The organism is Haloarcula taiwanensis (assembly GCA_002844335.1).
Lineage (GTDB): Archaea > Halobacteriota > Halobacteria > Halobacteriales > Haloarculaceae > Haloarcula > Haloarcula taiwanensis.
The window spans coordinates 358806-375087 of record CP019155.1; the positions used below are offsets into that span (position 1 = coordinate 358806).

Consider the following 16282-nt stretch of genomic DNA (forward strand, 5'->3'; position numbering starts at 1 on the left):
AAATCTATTAACAATGGTACTCCTGTTATTCTGAAACACTACGTGACAATTCGGTTTTATTTTGCAAAGGAGAGGGGTTAGGCGGTAACTATATTGCCACGCCATAGCACGTTCTATCCAGAGCCATGGAGCCAACCGATAGCCTGCCGACCCATGCCGATACCGTCATCGTCGGTGCTGGAATCGTCGGCTGTAACATCGCGTACCAGCTGACAGACCTCGGCCGCGAAGACGTGGTCGTGGTTGACCAGGGGCCGATGCCGACTACGGGTGGATCGTCGACGCACGCCCCCGGAATCATGTTCCAGACCGCGGAACCGAAGGTCCTCAGCCAGTTTGCGGATTACAGCCGTCGGCTGTACTCGGACCTCGAAGGGGCTGACGGACACCAGGCGTACAACGAAACAGGTGGCATCGAGGTGGCCCGGAGCGAGGAGCGCATGGACTTCCTCCAGCGCCGCGTCGAATACGCGAAGGCCTGGGGCATCGAAAACCCGCAGTTGCTGTCCCCAGAGGAAGTCACCGACCACCTCCCGCTGGTCGACGCCGACCAGATCAAGGGCGGCTACTACTCCCCGACGGACGGCCAGGTCTCGGGCGTCGTCGCCTGTGACGCGCTGGCCCGGGAAGCGATGGACCGGGGTGCGAAATTCGTCCCGCATACCCGCACCGAGGACGTGGAGACCGAGAACGGCTCGGTGCGGGCCGTCGTCACGGAGAACGGCACCATCGAGTGTAACGAGGTCGTCGTGGCGACGAACATCTGGGCCCGCCAGCTCGGCGAGAAGCTCGGCGTCCACCTGCCGGTGACGCCGGTCGAGCACCAGTACACGATGACGGAGTCGCTGGATGAACTGGCCGACAGCGCGGTCGACATCACTGACCACCCGCTGTTCGAGAACTACGAGAACGTCTCCGGAGAGAAGGCGAAGCGACTTCTCGTCGGGCCAGACCGGCCGATTCTCCGCGACCAGGATAACGCGATGTACTACCGGAACCACGGGGATTCCTACGGCATCGGCTCGTACAATCACGAGCCAATCGTGCCAGACCCACAGGAACTCGGCGGGAACGACCCCGACGGCGAGCAGGGATCGGTCCACGAGTTCACCGACTACCACATGAACAACGCGACCCACCCGGACCGGCCGGACAAGGCCCCGCGCCAGGCCAGCGACGAGCTGTTGCCCGCGACGGCCGGCAAGGAACTCGAACACAAGTACAACGGCATGTTCGCGGAGTCGCCCAACGGCCTCCCCGTGATGGGACCGGTCCAGGAGTACGACGGTCTCTGGACGGCGGCGGCCATCTGGGTCACGCACGCCGGCGGTGCCGGCAAGGCCCTCGCCGAGTGGATGGAACACGGCGTCCCGCGCCTCCCTGACGGCCCGATTGACCTCGCCCACTGCGACGTGAACCGCTTCGACGAGCACGAGGGCAGTTGGGACTTCGCTCGGGACATCGGCGGCGAGGAGTACCGCATCGTCTACAACATCATGCACCCCAAGTGGGTCTGGACCGACAAACAGCGGGACATCCGTCGGACCCCGATGTACCACACACACAAGGAGTACGACGCCGAACTGTGGGCTGAGGCCGGCTGGGAGGAGCCACACTGGTTCGACTCCAACGCCGACCTGCTGGCGGAGTACGGTGACCGGATCCCCGACCGCGAGGGCTGGGAGGCGAAGTACTGGTCGCCAATCGAGGGCGCGGAGGCGCTGAACGTCCGGAACAACGTCGGTCTCCACGACATGACATCGTTCAATAAGATGGAGGTCATCGGGAGCGACGCCGGTGAGTTCGTCCAGTACCTCTGTACGAACGACATGGACATCGACGTGGGCGACGTGAAGTACACGCTGATGTGCAACGAGGGCGGCGGCGTCCGGGCCGACATCACGGTCACCCGGACCGATGAGGACCGCTACCTCCTGCTGACGACCGGCCGCGAGGTCGGGAACAACCACGTCGCGTGGGTGCGCGAGCAATCCCCCGACGACGTGGTCGTCAACGACGTAACATCGAACCTGGCGGCGATGGTCTGTACCGGCCCGAACGCCCGGAAGGTCCTCTCGAAGGTCACCGACGTCGACCTCTCGGACGACGCCTTCCCCTTTTTCACGAGCCAGCAGTTCTTCGTCAAGAACATCCCCGTCACTGCGCTCCGCGTCTCCTATGCGGGCGAACTCGGCTGGGAGCTGTACACGCCCTCTGAGTACGGCGAACGCCTCTGGGAGCACATCATGGAGGCCGGCGAGGAGTACGGCATCCGCCCGTACGGCAACGGCGCGCTCGATTCGCTCCGCATCGAGAAAGGCTTCCGGCTCTGGGGGAAGGACCTCCACACGGAGCACAACCCCTACGAGGCCGGCCTCGGCTGGGCCGTCGACCTCGAAACCGACTTCATCGGCAAGGAGGCGGTCGCGGCGGCCGCCGACGGCGACAACATCGACCACAAGGTCGCCTGTCTGACCCTCGACGACGAGGACGCCGTCGTGTTGGACAACAAGCCAGTCCTCGACGGTGACGAGACCATCGGCTATCTCCACAGCGCCGAGTACGGCTACACTGAAGGCGCGTGTGTCGCCTACACGTACCTGCCGCCGGAGTACGCTGAACCCGGAACCAGCGTCGAAATCCTCTACGAAGGGGAGCGATACGACGCGACGGTCCGCGAGGAGCCGCTCGTCTGAGAGCAACCTCCGACCCGCCGCTGATTCTATCGGGATTGTAACACGCTGTGGTTCAGTCCGACTGGCCGTTTACTCCCTGTTTGCGACGGACAACAGACGCTCAGATACCGGCCGAATAATCGACACTGTGCCGCTCTACCCGGAAATCTCCTCTTTGCGTGGTTCTCCCCACCGGTGTATTTAAGATTGTGACAGAAACAGTCCCAAACGAGATACATGAGCACAGAGACTCCCCCGTCTCGGGCGGATACTGTTGTTATCGGTGCCGGGGCCGTCGGGTGTAGCGTCGCGTATCACCTGACGGAACTCGGCGCGGAGGACGTTGTCGTCATCGACCAGGGACCGCTCCCGGTCACCGGTGGGTCATCAGTCCACGCGCCCGGCATCATGTTCCAGACGTCGCCGTCGAAAATACAGACGAAGACGGCGCACTACACCAGCCGACTGCTCTCCGATGCTGGCGTCTACGACGAGGTCGGTGGCATCGAAGTGGCCCGGAGCGAGGAGCGCATGGACTTCCTCCGTCGGCGCGTTGAGTGGGCGACTTCCTATGGGCTGCCGGAACCGCAGTTGCTCTCGTCCGAGGAAGTTACCGAGCACCTTCCGATGGTCGACGAGGACGAAATCCTCGGTGGCTACTACTCGCCGACTGATGGACGCGTCGACGGCATCGGCGCGCTCCAGTGGTATATGGAAAACTCTTCGGCGTCGTTCTACGGGAACACGGAGGTCACGGATCTGGATGTTTCGGGCGGCGAAATCAACGCTGTCGAGACCGATCAGGGGCGAATCGACTGCGAGCGAGCGGTCATCGCGACGAACAACTGGGGCTACCAGACTGGCCAACTGGCCGGGCTGGACCTGCCAATCGCGCCGGTCGAACACCAGTACGTTGTCACCGAACCGATGGACGAACTCGCCGACGCCGAGACCTCGGTCGGCGACAACACGACCGGGCTGGACGTACCGGGTGACCGCTCCATCGCGGAGTACATGAGCGAGGGGCCACACCGGCCGGTCGGCCGCGACCAGGACCACTCGCTGTACTTCCGGACCCACGGCGACGCGCTCGGGATGGGGTCGTACAACCACGAGCCACTCTCAGTCGACCCCGAGGCGATGGGGAAAAACTCCGAGGAACACCAGGCTTCGGTCAGGGGGTTCACGAAGGAACACTGGGAGACGCCGACCCACCGCGGGCGGGACAAATCGGCCAAGCAGGCCTTCGACGAACTGCTCCCGGCGACACAGGACGTGGAATACGAAGCCACCGAGAACGGGATTTTCGTCTTTACACCTGATGGGATGCCCGCCGTTGGCGAGACAGCGCAGGTCGACGGCCTCTGGACCGGACTGGCTATCTGGTGGACCCACTCCGGCGGCTACGGCCGCATCCTCGCCGAGTGGATGGAGAACGGCGTTCCGCGGCTGCCGTCCGGTCCGGTCGACACTGGCGGCATCCACGTCCGGCGGTTCGAACCCCACGCCGGCGAGAAGGACTACTTTGTCGACCGCGGGGCCAAGCGCTACGAGCAGGTGTACAGCATCGTCGAGCCGCGGTGGCAGCCCGACGACCACCGGGGACTTCGGACGAGTCCGTTCTACCACCAGCAAAAAGAACTCGGCGCGGAGTTCTACCAGAGCGGCGGCTGGGAGACGCCACAGTGGTACGAGTCGAACGCCGACTTAGTCGAAAGATACGAGGACCGGATTCCCGACCAGGACGGCTGGCAGGGCATCAACCGCTCGAAAATCGAGGCTGCGGAGCATCTCCACACCCGCGACAAGGTGTCGATGTTCGACATGACGACGTTCAGTTCGATCATGGTCGAAGGCGAGGGGAGCCAGGCGTTCCTCCAGCGGGTCTGTAGCAACGACATGGATCTCGACGTCGGGCAGGTCCGCTACTCGCTGCTGTTGAACGAGGGCGGTGGCATTCTCGCGGACATCACGGTCGTCAAACTCGACGACGAGGCGTTCATGGTGACGACCGGCGGCGGGAACTCCCCCGGCATCCACGGCGGTCACCTGGAAGACGAGGCTCCCGCGACGGTGTCGGTCCACGTCGAGGAGGGCGCGAAGTCGACAATCGGTCTCTGGGGGCCGAACGCCCGACTCCTCCTCCAGCGATGTACCGACGCGGACGTGACCAACGACGGCTTCCCGTACTTCCGGGCCAAGCAAATGTACGTTGGCGACGTGCCGGTCATCGCCCTGCGGGTCTCCTATGTCGGCGAACTCGGCTGGGAGCTGTGGGCGCCGACGGAGTACGGCCAGCGCCTCTGGGAGACGTTACAGGACGCCGGCGAGGACCTCGGCGTTCGGCCGATGGGCGGCGGCGCGCTCAGTTCCATGCGATTAGAGAAAGGCTACCGCCTCTGGGGGACGGACATCGACACGGACTCGAACCCCTTCGAGGCCGGGCTGCCCTTCGCCGTCGACATGGACACCGAGTTCATCGGCAAGGCAGCTCTGGAAACCGCACGCGAGGCGGGTATCGACAGCAAAATTACCCCGGTCACGCTCGACGACTCGACAGATATCATGCTGAGCGGTCGACCAGTCCTGAAAGACGGTGAGACACTCGGCTACGTGCAGGCCGGGAACTACGGCTACAGTATCGACGAGTCGATCGCCTACACGTACGTCCCGACCGAACACGCCGAAGCCGGAACGTCGGTTCAGATACAGTGCGAGGGCGAGACATACGACGCGACGGTGCGTGACGAGCCGCTGTTCGATCCGACCCGCGAGCGAATCATCAGATAGCGGGACAGCACACGACCCAACAACTTTGACAGACGCTCCGAAACGATACCAATTATGACACAAACAGAATCGGACACGCTGCCCGTCACGTACGCAGACATCGAACGAGCCCGCGAACGACTGGATGACGACACAGTCGTAAAAAAGACGCCGGTCGAGCGGAGTACGTCTCTCGGCGGGTTCGTCGACGCTGAGGTACACCTGAAGATGGAGCATCTCCAGTGGACTGGGTCGTTTAAAACCAGAGGCGCGTACAACAAAATCTCACAGGATGTCGCCGACGGCGTAGAGTCATTCGTCGCCGCCAGCGCTGGCAACCACGCTCAGGGCGTCGCCCTCGCCGCGACGAAATGCGGGGCGGAGGCGACGATTTTCATGCCGGAGAACGCACCACAGGCGAAGATTGACGCCACCAGAGGCTACGGCGCGAGCGTCGAACTGGTCGGCAACGACTTTCAGGAGACGATGTCTCATGCCAAGGCCGTCGTCGAGGAAGCCGACGCCGAGTTCGTCCACGCCTACGACGACCTGGACATCATCGCCGGACAGGGGACCCTCGGCACGGAGATGTACCACGACTGCCCCGACGTCGACACGGTTGTCGTTCCAATCGGTGGCGGTGGTCTCATCAGCGGTGTCTCGACTGCTATCAAACACCTCTCGCCCGAGACGCGTGTCGTCGGCGTTCAGGCGACCGGTGCGGAGACGGTCCACGAGAGCCTCGACAAGGGGATACCGGTCGTGCTTGACGAAGTCGACACTATCGCCGACGGTATCGCCACCGGCGGTATCTCGGAGACGACGCTCGGCATAATCGAGGCGAACGTAGACGAGGTCGTGACAGTTTCGGACACCGATATCGCACAGGCGATTCTCCTGCTGATGGAACGGGCCAAACAGGTCGTCGAAGGCGCCGGGGCCGCCTCGGTGGCCGCTGTGCTGAGCGACGGCCTCGACGTGTCCGGGGAGACGGTGATGCCGCTACTCTGTGGCGGGAACCTCGACATGACACAGATGCGTGAGGTTCTCATCCACGCGCTCACAGAGCGCCAACAGCTCCTGCAGCTCCGGGTCCGCATCAACGATCAGCCGGGCGTGATGGAGGAAATATCGGGTGTCATCGCCAGACAGGGGGCCAATATCCACGATGTCCGGCACGAACGGTCCGTCGAGAATCTCGAAATCGGGGAGGCCTACCTCGTGTTCAACGTCGAGACAAGCGGTGCAGAGCACGCACAGACGATCATCACCGCGATTCGTGACGCGGGCTATCCCGTCGACAACGTGGCACGCAAGGCCCAGAACGACGCACTGTAAGCCGGCATCGGCGTTCAGACAGACGGCTCGCGCCATAAGCGGGGAAACCTATAACAGGTGTGTGTGGGAAATACACATGAGTCAGCTACCATGTACGACCACATACTCGTCCCGTACGACGGCAGCGACGAGGCCAGGAGAGGGGCAGAACACGGCATCGAACTCGCTGCTGCGCTCGACTCGACAGTGCATGCATTGTATGTCATCGACCTCCCGGGGACACCGCGCGCGCTCGCACTCAGGGATGACGAGGAGGAGATGCGCGAGGAGTATCGCAACTACGGCGAGGAGGTGCTGGCGAGTCTCGGGACTGTTGCTGAAGAACACGGCGTCGACTACGAGACACATTTCAAAACCGGGGCGCCAAGCGAAGAAATCGTGGAGTTCGCCGAAGACGAAGGAATGGACGCAATCGTTCTGGGGTCAGCGTTCCGCGGGAAACTCGGGAACCTCCTCGGCGGGACGACGGACAAGGTGGTCAGAACGTCGAGCGTGCCAGTCATCAGCCAGCGGATGAGCGTTAACGATATCTGACACCCGTTACGCGCTTTTTATCCGTGTCTCACGGATGTAGATAACCAGACTCGCACTGAGGAAGCTAAACCCTGCGAGTCGAAAGTCGCCAGCTGTCATCCCGATGAGACCGACGCCCATCAGCAGTGCTGCCACCGCGGCCGCTCCCGTCGCCAGAAGTCGTGCCATAGCGACGATAGGCGGGATTCCGAAATAAAGACACCCACCAGGGAACGCGATTGGTGACCGGCTCACCGGGAAGTACCAAACCTCAATGTACTAGATAGTGTAGATGTCTCCGAAGCCACAGCAGTACAAGCCTTCAATCCGTTATATATTGGTGTTTAACGTGAAGTTTTATTAGAGTTGCATTAGTGTATATGTATGAGACTCAGTAGCACATAAAATACGTCGACAATAGCCCCGCGGGCACACGGTGCCCGCAAGCGAGCACAGAGAGCCAAACAGGATGCGAACGCTGTAGACGCCCATCGCTGGGACATCGCTGGCATGATGGTAGCAGCGGACCGTGACAGAGCAAGACCGAGACTACGACAATGAGACTCCACAGACCAGTACCACGTTCGAGAGGGGTAACGTATGGCAGATAGTGACGAACAAGCCGGCGAAATGTCGGACGGGCTCCAGGTAGAGCTGTTCCATCCGGAGTCCGACCGCGAGCCCGGTGATACGAACATTCAGGCGGCTGGCTTCGACATCCATCCAGTTGTCTTCCCGGTGGCACTGGCGATAATTGCGCTGTTCATCGCAGTGACGATACTGCTCGGCGACACAGCAGCCTCCGCGTACACGTGGCTGTTCAATACCATCGGGGACACCTTCGGCTGGTTCTACCTGCTGGCGGTGAACGTGTTCATCGTCACATTGCTGTACTTCGCGTTCAGCAAGTACGGTAAAATAAAGATCGGCGGCGTCGAGGCCGAGAAGGAGTTCAGCGACTTCTCCTGGATGGCGATGCTATTCAGCGCCGGCATGGGCATCGGCCTCATGTTCTTCAGCGTCTCGGAACCGCTGTACTACTTCCAGAACCCGCCGAGTTTCTTCGGAGCCGAAGCCGGAACCGGTGCGGCAGCGTCCGCCGCGATGGCACAGACGTTCTTCCACTGGGGCTTTCACCCGTGGGCGGTGTACGGGCTGGTTGGACTGGGCCTCGCGTTTTTCTCGTTCAACCGCGGGCTCCCGCTTACCTTCCGGTCGATATTCTGGCCCCTCCTTGGTGAGCGAATCTACGGCTGGCCGGGCCATGTCATCGACCTCGTGACGGTGTTCGCGACGCTGTTCGGGCTGTCGACCTCGCTGGGACTCGGTGTTGCCCAGGTCAATACGGGACTGTCCTACGTTGGCGGGGACATGCTCGGTGCGGTGAGTGTCCCGACAGGGACTTGGCCGCAGGTCGCGCTCATCGCCGGTATCACGCTCATCGCGACGCTCTCAGTTGCGGCAGGGCTCGACGGTGGGGTCAAACGCCTGAGCACGCTCAACCTCTACCTGATGTTCGCGCTTCTCGGGTTCCTCGCTATCGTGGGTCCCACGGTGTACATTTTCGGGACGTGGGTCGAGGGACTCGGCGCGTACTTCGGGAACATCCTTGCGCTCGGGTTCTTCACCGGGACGCTCAACGAAGCCGCGAACGGCACCCCCACCGCCTGGACCGTGTTCTACTGGGGCTGGTGGATCGCGTGGTCGCCGTTCGTCGGAATGTTCATCGCGCGCATTTCGAAGGGTCGGTCCGTTCGGGAGTTTGTCCTGGGCGTGCTGTTCCTTCCGTCGCTGTTCTCGACGCTCTGGCTGTCGGTGTTCGGCGGCAGCGCGATGTTCAATTCGCTCGTAGGAAACGGGCAGGCGATAGCGACCTACAACGAGGTCGGCCAGACCGTCGCGATGTTCGCCCTGCTGGAGCAGTTCCCGCTCGGTGTCGTCAGCGGACTGCTCGCGACCCTGCTGGTCATCACGTTCTTCGTCACGTCGTCGGACTCCGGGTCACTGGTCATTGACCACCTGACCTCGGGCGGTAAGCACGATGTTCCACGAACGCAACGGATCTTCTGGGCCGTCACCGAGGGACTTGTCGCATCTATCCTGCTCATCGGTGGCGGACTGACGGCGCTCCAGACGGCCGCAATCACGACGGGACTCCCGTTCGCGCTCATCCTGTGTCTGATGTGTTACACGGTGTATCTGGGGCTCGACAACGAGTACCAGATACTCGAGTCCGAGGAGTTTGCGGAAACCATCCAGGACCTCTCCGAACGGGAAGACATGGACATCGTGACCGCTGGCGACGAGATGGTGACGGATATCTCCGAACGGAGCGACGACGCTGCGACAGGGACCGACTGACGAACTCTCTTTTCGACGTTTTCCAGGCGACCCGCAACGACAGTTCGAACGAAGAGTGTCAGCGTGGGTCGACTTCTGTCTCGACCGTTCGTTCGGAGTGTATCCAGACCCGCACAGAGCCGCCGATTCCGAACGCGGCGATGCCGAGACTGGAGACGATACTGCCGACAGGTGACAACAGGACCCAGGTGAGTGCACTGAGAGACGCGCCGATGAGTAGCCCGTGCGACGGCTGACGGTGGTACAGGAGTTCAGTCAGGAGCGTCCCGACGACGAGGAACCCGAACCCGGTGAGAAACAAGAAAACGGCGCTACTGGCGAGGACGACGAGACGGACGAATACACCGCCGGCGACACTGAGGCGCGCCAAGGTTGTGGCCCCGTAGAGACCGACGATCCCGAATATCACGTATCCGGCGATGCCGTAGAGGACGGCGGTCGCCGGGCTGGCCGATATCGCGTCGATAGAATCGGCGACAGAAGCCCGCCGCAGTCGGAGTATCACCGCACCGGACACGACAACGAGAATAAAGGAGACGAGCCCGCGAAGTGGCCTGGATAGCTCGGCGGCAACGCTGGGCTCCAGTTGTCCTACGACGCACTCTCCAGCAGTTGCTACAAGCCCCATGACGGTCGGCGCGATATCGACAACGGCGTCGAAAGCCATACCACACATACTGTGGGTCGCCGTGAAAACCTATCGACCGCACAGTACCGGGTCAGCGTCGGCGCTGCCCGGAAATTTAAGCCATCAGAATACGTACCATAAGATAGTGTCTGGATGGCTCGCGATTCTGTTCTCGAAGCTCGTATGGCTCGGGGAGCGGATCGCTGCCCCACTCCGGCGGGGTGACGGTCCGAACAAGTTCAGGCTGTCGAGCATGGACACGGCGACGACGACGTACGACGGTGACAGCGGGTGGGCGAGACGGCCGCCAGCAACGATCGAGTGCCCGCGATGTGAGTCGGAAATCTTCCAGCACAACGCGCGTGACAGCATCGACTGTCCGCGGTGCGTCGGCGAGTACCGCCACGACGAGTTCGCCGACCTCAAACTCCTGTATCTCACGTGTCCTGTCTGTCGAGGCCGGATGGAACACGGCCAGCGACATCCCGAGCGGTTCGATATCCCCGAGTGGGCAACCTGTACAGACTGTCGGTACCACTGGGAGTTCGAACACTCATACGACCACAGTGCCGAGTGAACCGCCTCGGGGGCAAGCCCCGAGGCACTTGCCTTGCTTATCTGCCGAGGCTGGGTGCACCAGCCGGTGTGCTGTCGTGGGCGAACCGTGCGCTACTGCGACACGACTACGGAATCACGGCCGGGGTGCTGTCCAGCTCTGACGCGTGAGTTGGGGGTCTGCCGTCAGTAATACTTCCAGTCGTCATCACGGCTACCCTGTACGACGCCGTCGTCATCGTCACTGTCCATTTCGTCCCGCTCGTCGGGCCAGCGGATTCCGTCTCCGACGAGGCTCTTGTACGCGAAGGCACCCAGACCAACGAGTATCAGTAGAAGAACAACGGTCCCAGCGACTGCTGCCACCTGCCCGACGGACTCAAGCAGGCCCGAGCCGATCTGAACCGGAAACTGTCCCATGGCTGCTGTTGGGGCTGCACAGGTATCACTGTTGTCGAAGCTGGGACGGTCGAGCCGCCGTCGCTGAAACCGTCTTGAGGACGGCGTTGTTCTCGGAGACATCGTGAACTCTGACGGCGTCAGCCCCACGCTCGGCGGCAAGTGCCGTTGTTGCCAGCGTCGGCGGCAGCCTGTCCGCTCCTGCGTCGCTCATATCGGCAAACATCGACTTCCGAGAGTGCCCGACCAGCACCGGACAGCCGAGCGCGTGGAACTCGTGGAGCCGGTCGACGAGTTCGAACGATTCGGCGGCGTTCTTTCCGAACCCACAGCCGGGGTCGACGATAACCTGCTCGCGGTCAATACCGGCCTGCTCGGCGAGCAGTACCTGTTCTGTGAGCTCTCGAAGCACGTCATCGACGACATCGTCGTATGTGACAGTTCGACCCGGATCCACTGGCGCGGACAGACTGTGCATCAGGACAACGGACGCGTCGTGGTCAGCTACCACGAACCGCATCTCGGGGTCCGACAGTCCCGACACGTCGTTGACGATGTCGGCCCCGGCATCCAGCGCCGCGTCAGCGACGGCAGCTTTCCGGGTATCTACAGAGACAGTCGCATCGAGCGACGAAACGGCCTCGATAACCGGTACTACGCGGTCGATCTCTGTTTCGACGGTCACCGGCTCCGCCCCGGGGCGCGTACTCTCGCCGCCGATGTCGACGATATCCGCCCCAGATTCGATCATCTGTTCCGCATGACTGATAGCGAGGTCGCGACGATTGTACTCGCCACCGTCGTAGAAACTGTCCGGCGTGACGTTGAGAATCCCCATCACGGCTGCTGCATCAGTGTCGAACGGCGGCGGGAACGATCTGTCAGCTAGCGCGTCTTCGAGTTGCGTGGCCAGTCGGCCAAGCCCCAGTCCTGCCGAGGCCAGTCGGTCAGTGAGCTGTCGGAACTGTCGCGGCGTCCCCGACAGGGTCGTGTCGACGAGCTTCTCCGGCATCCCGACAGTCGAACGGGTGCAGGTGCCACCGCAGTCCTCGAACGCCTGCGTGACGACGCCTGCCTGGTCGCGCCGCAACGTGACCGAAAGTACCCGCTGGCGGATCTCTGGCTCACTTTTGACTCCATCAGCTTCTCCCGTAGATGCTTGCTGGAGGTTCTCCTTTGGAACAACGAGCCGGCTCCAGCGGTCCCGTGCTTCGGCAACTGCATATAGTGAGCCGGCCACGAGGACGAAATCGTCCGCGTCGGCCGTAGCTATCGCTCGTTCGGTGGCTTCTGGAACGGACTCGGCCTGCTGTACCCGAGTTGCTTGCCCCTCAAACGCCGCAGCGAGTGATTTGGTGCTCGCGGCTCGGTTGACTTCCGGTCGCGCGGTAAAGGCCGTCTCGACTGCCGGCAGCGCCCCAATCATCCGCTCGTACTCCTTGTCGCTCATCGCGGCGAAGACCACATGGAGGTCGTCGTACTCGTATCGCTCGATGAGTGCCGTCAGCGTCTCCATCGCACCGGGGTTGTGGGACCCATCGAGGACCACCATCGGGTCGGTCGACCGGATTTCGAACCGGCCCGGTAAGGTTGCAGCCCGCAGTCCTTCGGAGACGGTTTCGGTGTCTACGCCGATGAGTTGTCGGGCCAGCGTCGCTGCGACACCGGCGTTCTCTGCTTGATGCTGTCCGAGTAGCTTGAGGTTCGATTCGAGAGCCCAGTCCGGCCCAGTGAGTGAGATGCGGTTCTCGACGGCCGAGCGCATGCCGTTCTCGACAGCGGTGACATCGGCCTCGTCGTCGCCGACGGTGATGGTATCGGTAATCTCCTGAATCGCATCGAGTGCGGCCCCGGTCGTTCCTGTCACGAGCGGGGCGTCCCGCGGCGCGACCTGCGCTTTGTCACGGGCGATTTCTTCGACTGTGTCGCCGAGCAGGTCGGTGTGTTCTAAACTGATGCTGGTGACGGCGCTTGCGACGGGAGCGACCGCGCTCGTAGCATCGTATCGGCCACCGATGCCGACTTCCAGCACCGCCACATCGACATCCTCGACATCGAAGTGATACAGCGCTAGCGCGGTGAGTACCTCGAAATGCGTCGGCTTGTCCTCCTCGGCAGCCAGTTGGTCGATACAGGGCTCGATCTGCTCGACGAACTCCGTTACCCGTTCTTTCGGTACCCGACCGCCGTTGACCGTAATCTGCTCCCGGAAGCCGTTCAATCCTGGCGAGGTGAACAGACCGACATCTAGCCCGGCGGCCCTGAGCACGCTTTCGGTCATCCGGGCGGTGCTTCCCTTTCCGTTCGACCCGGCAATCTGCACGCTATCGAAACTGTCGTCCGGGTCACCGAGATGTGAAAGCATCCGCGCCGTCGTATCGGTTCCCAACTTGGGCCGACGACGCTGTAACGACTGCAAGTAGTCCGCCGACTCGTGGTACTCCATACCATAACTGGTCGGCGGTGGCATGATTAATGTATCGCCACGGGGGACTTTTCCGCCCGCCGTCGGTTCGGACCTACTCCGGTAAGCGGAGGAACACGATGTGTCGTCGTCGGCCGTCGGCGGCGTCTCGAACACATCCTATTCCGGTAGTGTCAGGTTCACTAACATTATTACGACGGTGCAGGGAAGGGTAAGTAGAGATGTCTTCACAGGACGAGCAATCTTCGACCGAAGAGAGTCAGGAGCCGATTCCCACGGACTACGATATCGCCCAGTCGACCGACATGGAGCCGATCTGGGAGCTGGTCGAGCCGTGGGGACTCGGTCTCGACGACCTCCAGTACTTCGGCGAATACACCGCGAAAGTCAAACAACACGCGATTGAGCGCCTCCGCGAACAGGCCGAGAACAAGGAACAGAATCTCGTTCTGGTAACCGGAATGACGCCGACGCCGAAAGGCGAGGGGAAGACAGTAACGACTGTCGGCCTCGGCCAGACGCTCAATCACGTCGGCGAAGAGGCGATGATCGCCATCCGAGAACCGTCGCTCGGCCCCGTGTTCGGCGTCAAGGGCGGTGCCGCGGGCGGCGGCCGGTCGCAGGTGCTTCCAATGGAGGACATAAACCTCCACTTCACCGGCGACCTCCACGCACTCACTTCCGCGCACAACCTCATCGCTGCGATGCTCGATGCGAAGATATCGCAGGGCGACGACCTCGACATCGACATCAACAACGTCGCGTGGCCGCGGGCCATCGACATGAACGACCGCGCGCTCCGGGAGACGGTCGTCGGCCTCGGCGGCAAGACCGGCGGGACCCCGCGGGAGGACAGTTTCATCCTGACGGCTGCCTCCGAGCTGATGGCGGTCCTCTGTCTGGCAAGCGACATCGGCGACCTCAAAGAGCGGGTCAGCCGCATCATCGTCGCCTACGACGAGGCCGGCGACCCGGTCACCGTCGACGACATCGAGGCGACCGGCCCGGCCACGATGTTGCTCCGTGACGCCATCAAACCCAACGTCGTCCAGACTATTGAGGGGACGCCCGCGCTGGTCCACGGCGGCCCCTTCGCCAACATCGCCCACGGAACCAACTCCCTGGTCGCGGATAAAACCGCTTTCGGCATGGGCGACTACCTCGTCACCGAGGCCGGCTTCGGCTCCGACCTCGGGGCCGAGAAGTTCATGGACGTGGTCTGTCGAAAGGGCGATATGACGCCGAACGCGGTCGTGCTCGTGGCTTCCGTTCGTGCGCTCAAGTACCACGGCCTCGACCAGTGGCCGGTCGACTACGACGAAATCGACGCGGCCGGCGTCGACGCCGTCGAGGCCGGCTTCTCGAACCTCGACAAGCACGCCCGGAACCTCCAGAAGTTCGGCGTCCCGGTCGTCGTCTCGGTCAACCGCTTCCCGGACGACACCGACGCGGAGATTCAGGCCGTGCTGGACCACTGCCGGGAGGACCTCGGGGTCCGTGCCGCCGAGTCAAACGTCTTTTCTGACGGGAGCGAGGGCGGCGTCGACCTCGCGGAGAACGTCATCGAGGCGACCGAGGAGAGCGACGAGGACGAGTTCCGGATGCTGTACGACGACGAGGACTCCATCAAAGAGAAGATACACACCGTCGCGACCGAAATCTACGGTGCTGACGACGTGAAATACACCGGCGGCGCGCTCGACGACATCGAGCAGATGAACGAGCTTGGGTTCGACGACTACCCCGTCGTCATGTCCAAGACGTTCCACTCGCTGAGCGACGACGCCAGCCGGAAGGGCGCGCCGGAGGATTGGGAACTCGAAATCAGCGAGGTGTACCCCTCTGCCGGGGCCGGCTTCCTCGTCGCGCTCACGGCCGACGCGCTCACGATGCCCGGCCTGCCGGCTCGGCCGGCCGCGGCCGACATGGACATCGACGAGGACGGCAACATCTCCGGGCTGTTCTGACTACTCCCCCGCGCTCGCCCGAACCGCGCTAAGTGCCGCCTCGCCGGCCGCTTCCGCTTCGGCTGCTCGCCGCTCCATTTCTCCGACGACGGCTTCGTCGGCTAGCCCGTCGAGGTTCGCCCGCACCGTCGACACTGACCCCTCCAGCGCCGCGTGCGCGAGCAGCGCCCCGACGGCCGCGTCCGGGACGGCGACCGGCGTGCCCGCCGCCGTCACGGTGACGGTGTGTTCGACCACGTCCAGACACGCCTCGGCGGTCTCCATCGGGACCGTCGTCGACCGCTCCAGCGCCGCCTGAACCCGTGCGTCGTCGCCCGACGCGAACGCGGCCTTGACTGCGTCGACCGCTGCGGCGTCCTCGGCGGCGAGCGCGAGCAACCGCGCCCGCCTATCCGCCAGGGTATCCCGCACGGCCGACAGTTCCACCGTGTCTGACCCGCCACCGTGAACGGTGTGAACACAGGTCATCTCGCACAGCGCCGCCCCCATCGCCCCGCCGACAGCGGCGACGGCCCCGCCGCTGGGCGTCACCCGTTCAGACGCCACGGCGTCGAGGAACTCGCCGATGGACTGGTCCGCAATCATGTGTCTCGCCCGGAATCGCCGGTCCGTCGCGTTCGACTGTCCATGCTCTGTGGTCCCGGCGCAGGCG

At 62.9% G+C, this 16282-nt stretch carries 11 protein-coding genes; 7 read left to right on the plus strand and 4 right to left on the minus strand.

Translation table 11 applies throughout. From position 1 onward, the window contains the following. Positions 1-125 precede the first annotated feature (125 nt). The 5 genes from BVU17_16765 (at position 126) to BVU17_16785 (ending at position 9656) form a co-directional block, all read left to right on the plus strand. A complete protein-coding gene (locus BVU17_16765; protein AUG49228.1) occupies positions 126-2696 on the plus strand; it encodes a glycine cleavage system protein T in 2571 nt (856 codons plus the stop codon). Between the two features lie 216 nt (positions 2697-2912). Beyond that, complete coding sequence (locus BVU17_16770) at positions 2913-5465, plus strand: glycine cleavage system protein T (protein AUG49229.1); 2553 nt, start codon at positions 2913-2915, stop codon at positions 5463-5465. Positions 5466-5519: 54 nt separating this feature from the next. Next, on the plus strand, positions 5520-6782 hold the full coding sequence (locus tag BVU17_16775; protein AUG49230.1) for a threonine ammonia-lyase: 1263 nt from the start codon (positions 5520-5522) through the stop codon (positions 6780-6782). A 90-nt stretch (positions 6783-6872) separates the two neighbouring features. Further along, a complete protein-coding gene (locus BVU17_16780) occupies positions 6873-7316 on the plus strand; it encodes a universal stress protein UspA (GenBank protein AUG49231.1) in 444 nt (147 codons plus the stop codon). Positions 7317-7895: 579 nt separating this feature from the next. Next, complete coding sequence (locus tag BVU17_16785; protein ID AUG49232.1) at positions 7896-9656, plus strand: glycine/betaine ABC transporter; 1761 nt, start codon at positions 7896-7898, stop codon at positions 9654-9656. 58 nt (positions 9657-9714) lie between these two features. Here the strand turns inward: BVU17_16785 and BVU17_16790 are convergent, their stop codons facing one another. Continuing rightward, positions 9715-10323, minus strand: coding sequence for a hypothetical protein (locus BVU17_16790; GenBank protein ID AUG49233.1), 609 nt, complete (start codon positions 10321-10323; stop codon positions 9715-9717). Between the two features lie 214 nt (positions 10324-10537). Between BVU17_16790 and BVU17_16795 the strand changes: the two genes are divergently transcribed. Further along, positions 10538-10861, plus strand: a complete 324-nt coding sequence (locus tag BVU17_16795; GenBank protein ID AUG49371.1) for a hypothetical protein — start codon at positions 10538-10540, stop codon at positions 10859-10861. A 164-nt stretch (positions 10862-11025) separates the two neighbouring features. Here the strand turns inward: BVU17_16795 and BVU17_16800 are convergent, their stop codons facing one another. Together BVU17_16800 and BVU17_16805 are read right to left on the minus strand one after the other, a co-directional pair. Beyond that, positions 11026-11259: a hypothetical protein gene (locus BVU17_16800; GenBank protein AUG49234.1), complete on the minus strand. Its 234-nt coding sequence runs from the start codon at positions 11257-11259 to the stop codon at positions 11026-11028. A 25-nt stretch (positions 11260-11284) separates the two neighbouring features. Next, positions 11285-13684 carry a dihydropteroate synthase gene (locus BVU17_16805; GenBank protein AUG49235.1) on the minus strand — a complete coding sequence of 800 codons (2400 nt, stop codon included), beginning with the start codon at positions 13682-13684 and terminating at the stop codon, positions 11285-11287. A 200-nt stretch (positions 13685-13884) separates the two neighbouring features. Here BVU17_16805 and BVU17_16810 point away from each other — a divergent pair, with 200 nt between their 5' ends. Beyond that, positions 13885-15630, plus strand: coding sequence for a formate--tetrahydrofolate ligase (locus BVU17_16810; protein AUG49236.1), 1746 nt, complete (start codon positions 13885-13887; stop codon positions 15628-15630). Here the strand turns inward: BVU17_16810 and BVU17_16815 are convergent, their stop codons facing one another. Next, the gene (locus BVU17_16815) at positions 15631-16215 is read right to left on the minus strand and encodes a formimidoyltetrahydrofolate cyclodeaminase (GenBank protein AUG49237.1); all 585 of its coding nucleotides are present in this window, start codon (positions 16213-16215) and stop codon (positions 15631-15633) included. Positions 16216-16282: the final 67 nt, after the last annotated feature.

Coding starts and splice junctions, on each gene's coding strand:
- BVU17_16765 (AUG49228.1), top strand. CDS start 126: ATGGAGCCAACCGATAGCCTGCCGACCCATGCCGATACCGTCATCGTC.
- BVU17_16770 (AUG49229.1), top strand. CDS start 2,913: ATGAGCACAGAGACTCCCCCGTCTCGGGCGGATACTGTTGTTATCGGT.
- BVU17_16775 (AUG49230.1), top strand. CDS start 5,520: ATGACACAAACAGAATCGGACACGCTGCCCGTCACGTACGCAGACATC.
- BVU17_16780 (AUG49231.1), top strand. CDS start 6,873: ATGTACGACCACATACTCGTCCCGTACGACGGCAGCGACGAGGCCAGG.
- BVU17_16785 (AUG49232.1), top strand. CDS start 7,896: ATGGCAGATAGTGACGAACAAGCCGGCGAAATGTCGGACGGGCTCCAG.
- BVU17_16790 (AUG49233.1), bottom strand. CDS start 10,323: ATGGCTTTCGACGCCGTTGTCGATATCGCGCCGACCGTCATGGGGCTT.
- BVU17_16795 (AUG49371.1), top strand. CDS start 10,538: ATGGACACGGCGACGACGACGTACGACGGTGACAGCGGGTGGGCGAGA.
- BVU17_16800 (AUG49234.1), bottom strand. CDS start 11,259: ATGGGACAGTTTCCGGTTCAGATCGGCTCGGGCCTGCTTGAGTCCGTC.
- BVU17_16805 (AUG49235.1), bottom strand. CDS start 13,684: ATGGAGTACCACGAGTCGGCGGACTACTTGCAGTCGTTACAGCGTCGT.
- BVU17_16810 (AUG49236.1), top strand. CDS start 13,885: ATGTCTTCACAGGACGAGCAATCTTCGACCGAAGAGAGTCAGGAGCCG.
- BVU17_16815 (AUG49237.1), bottom strand. CDS start 16,215: ATGATTGCGGACCAGTCCATCGGCGAGTTCCTCGACGCCGTGGCGTCT.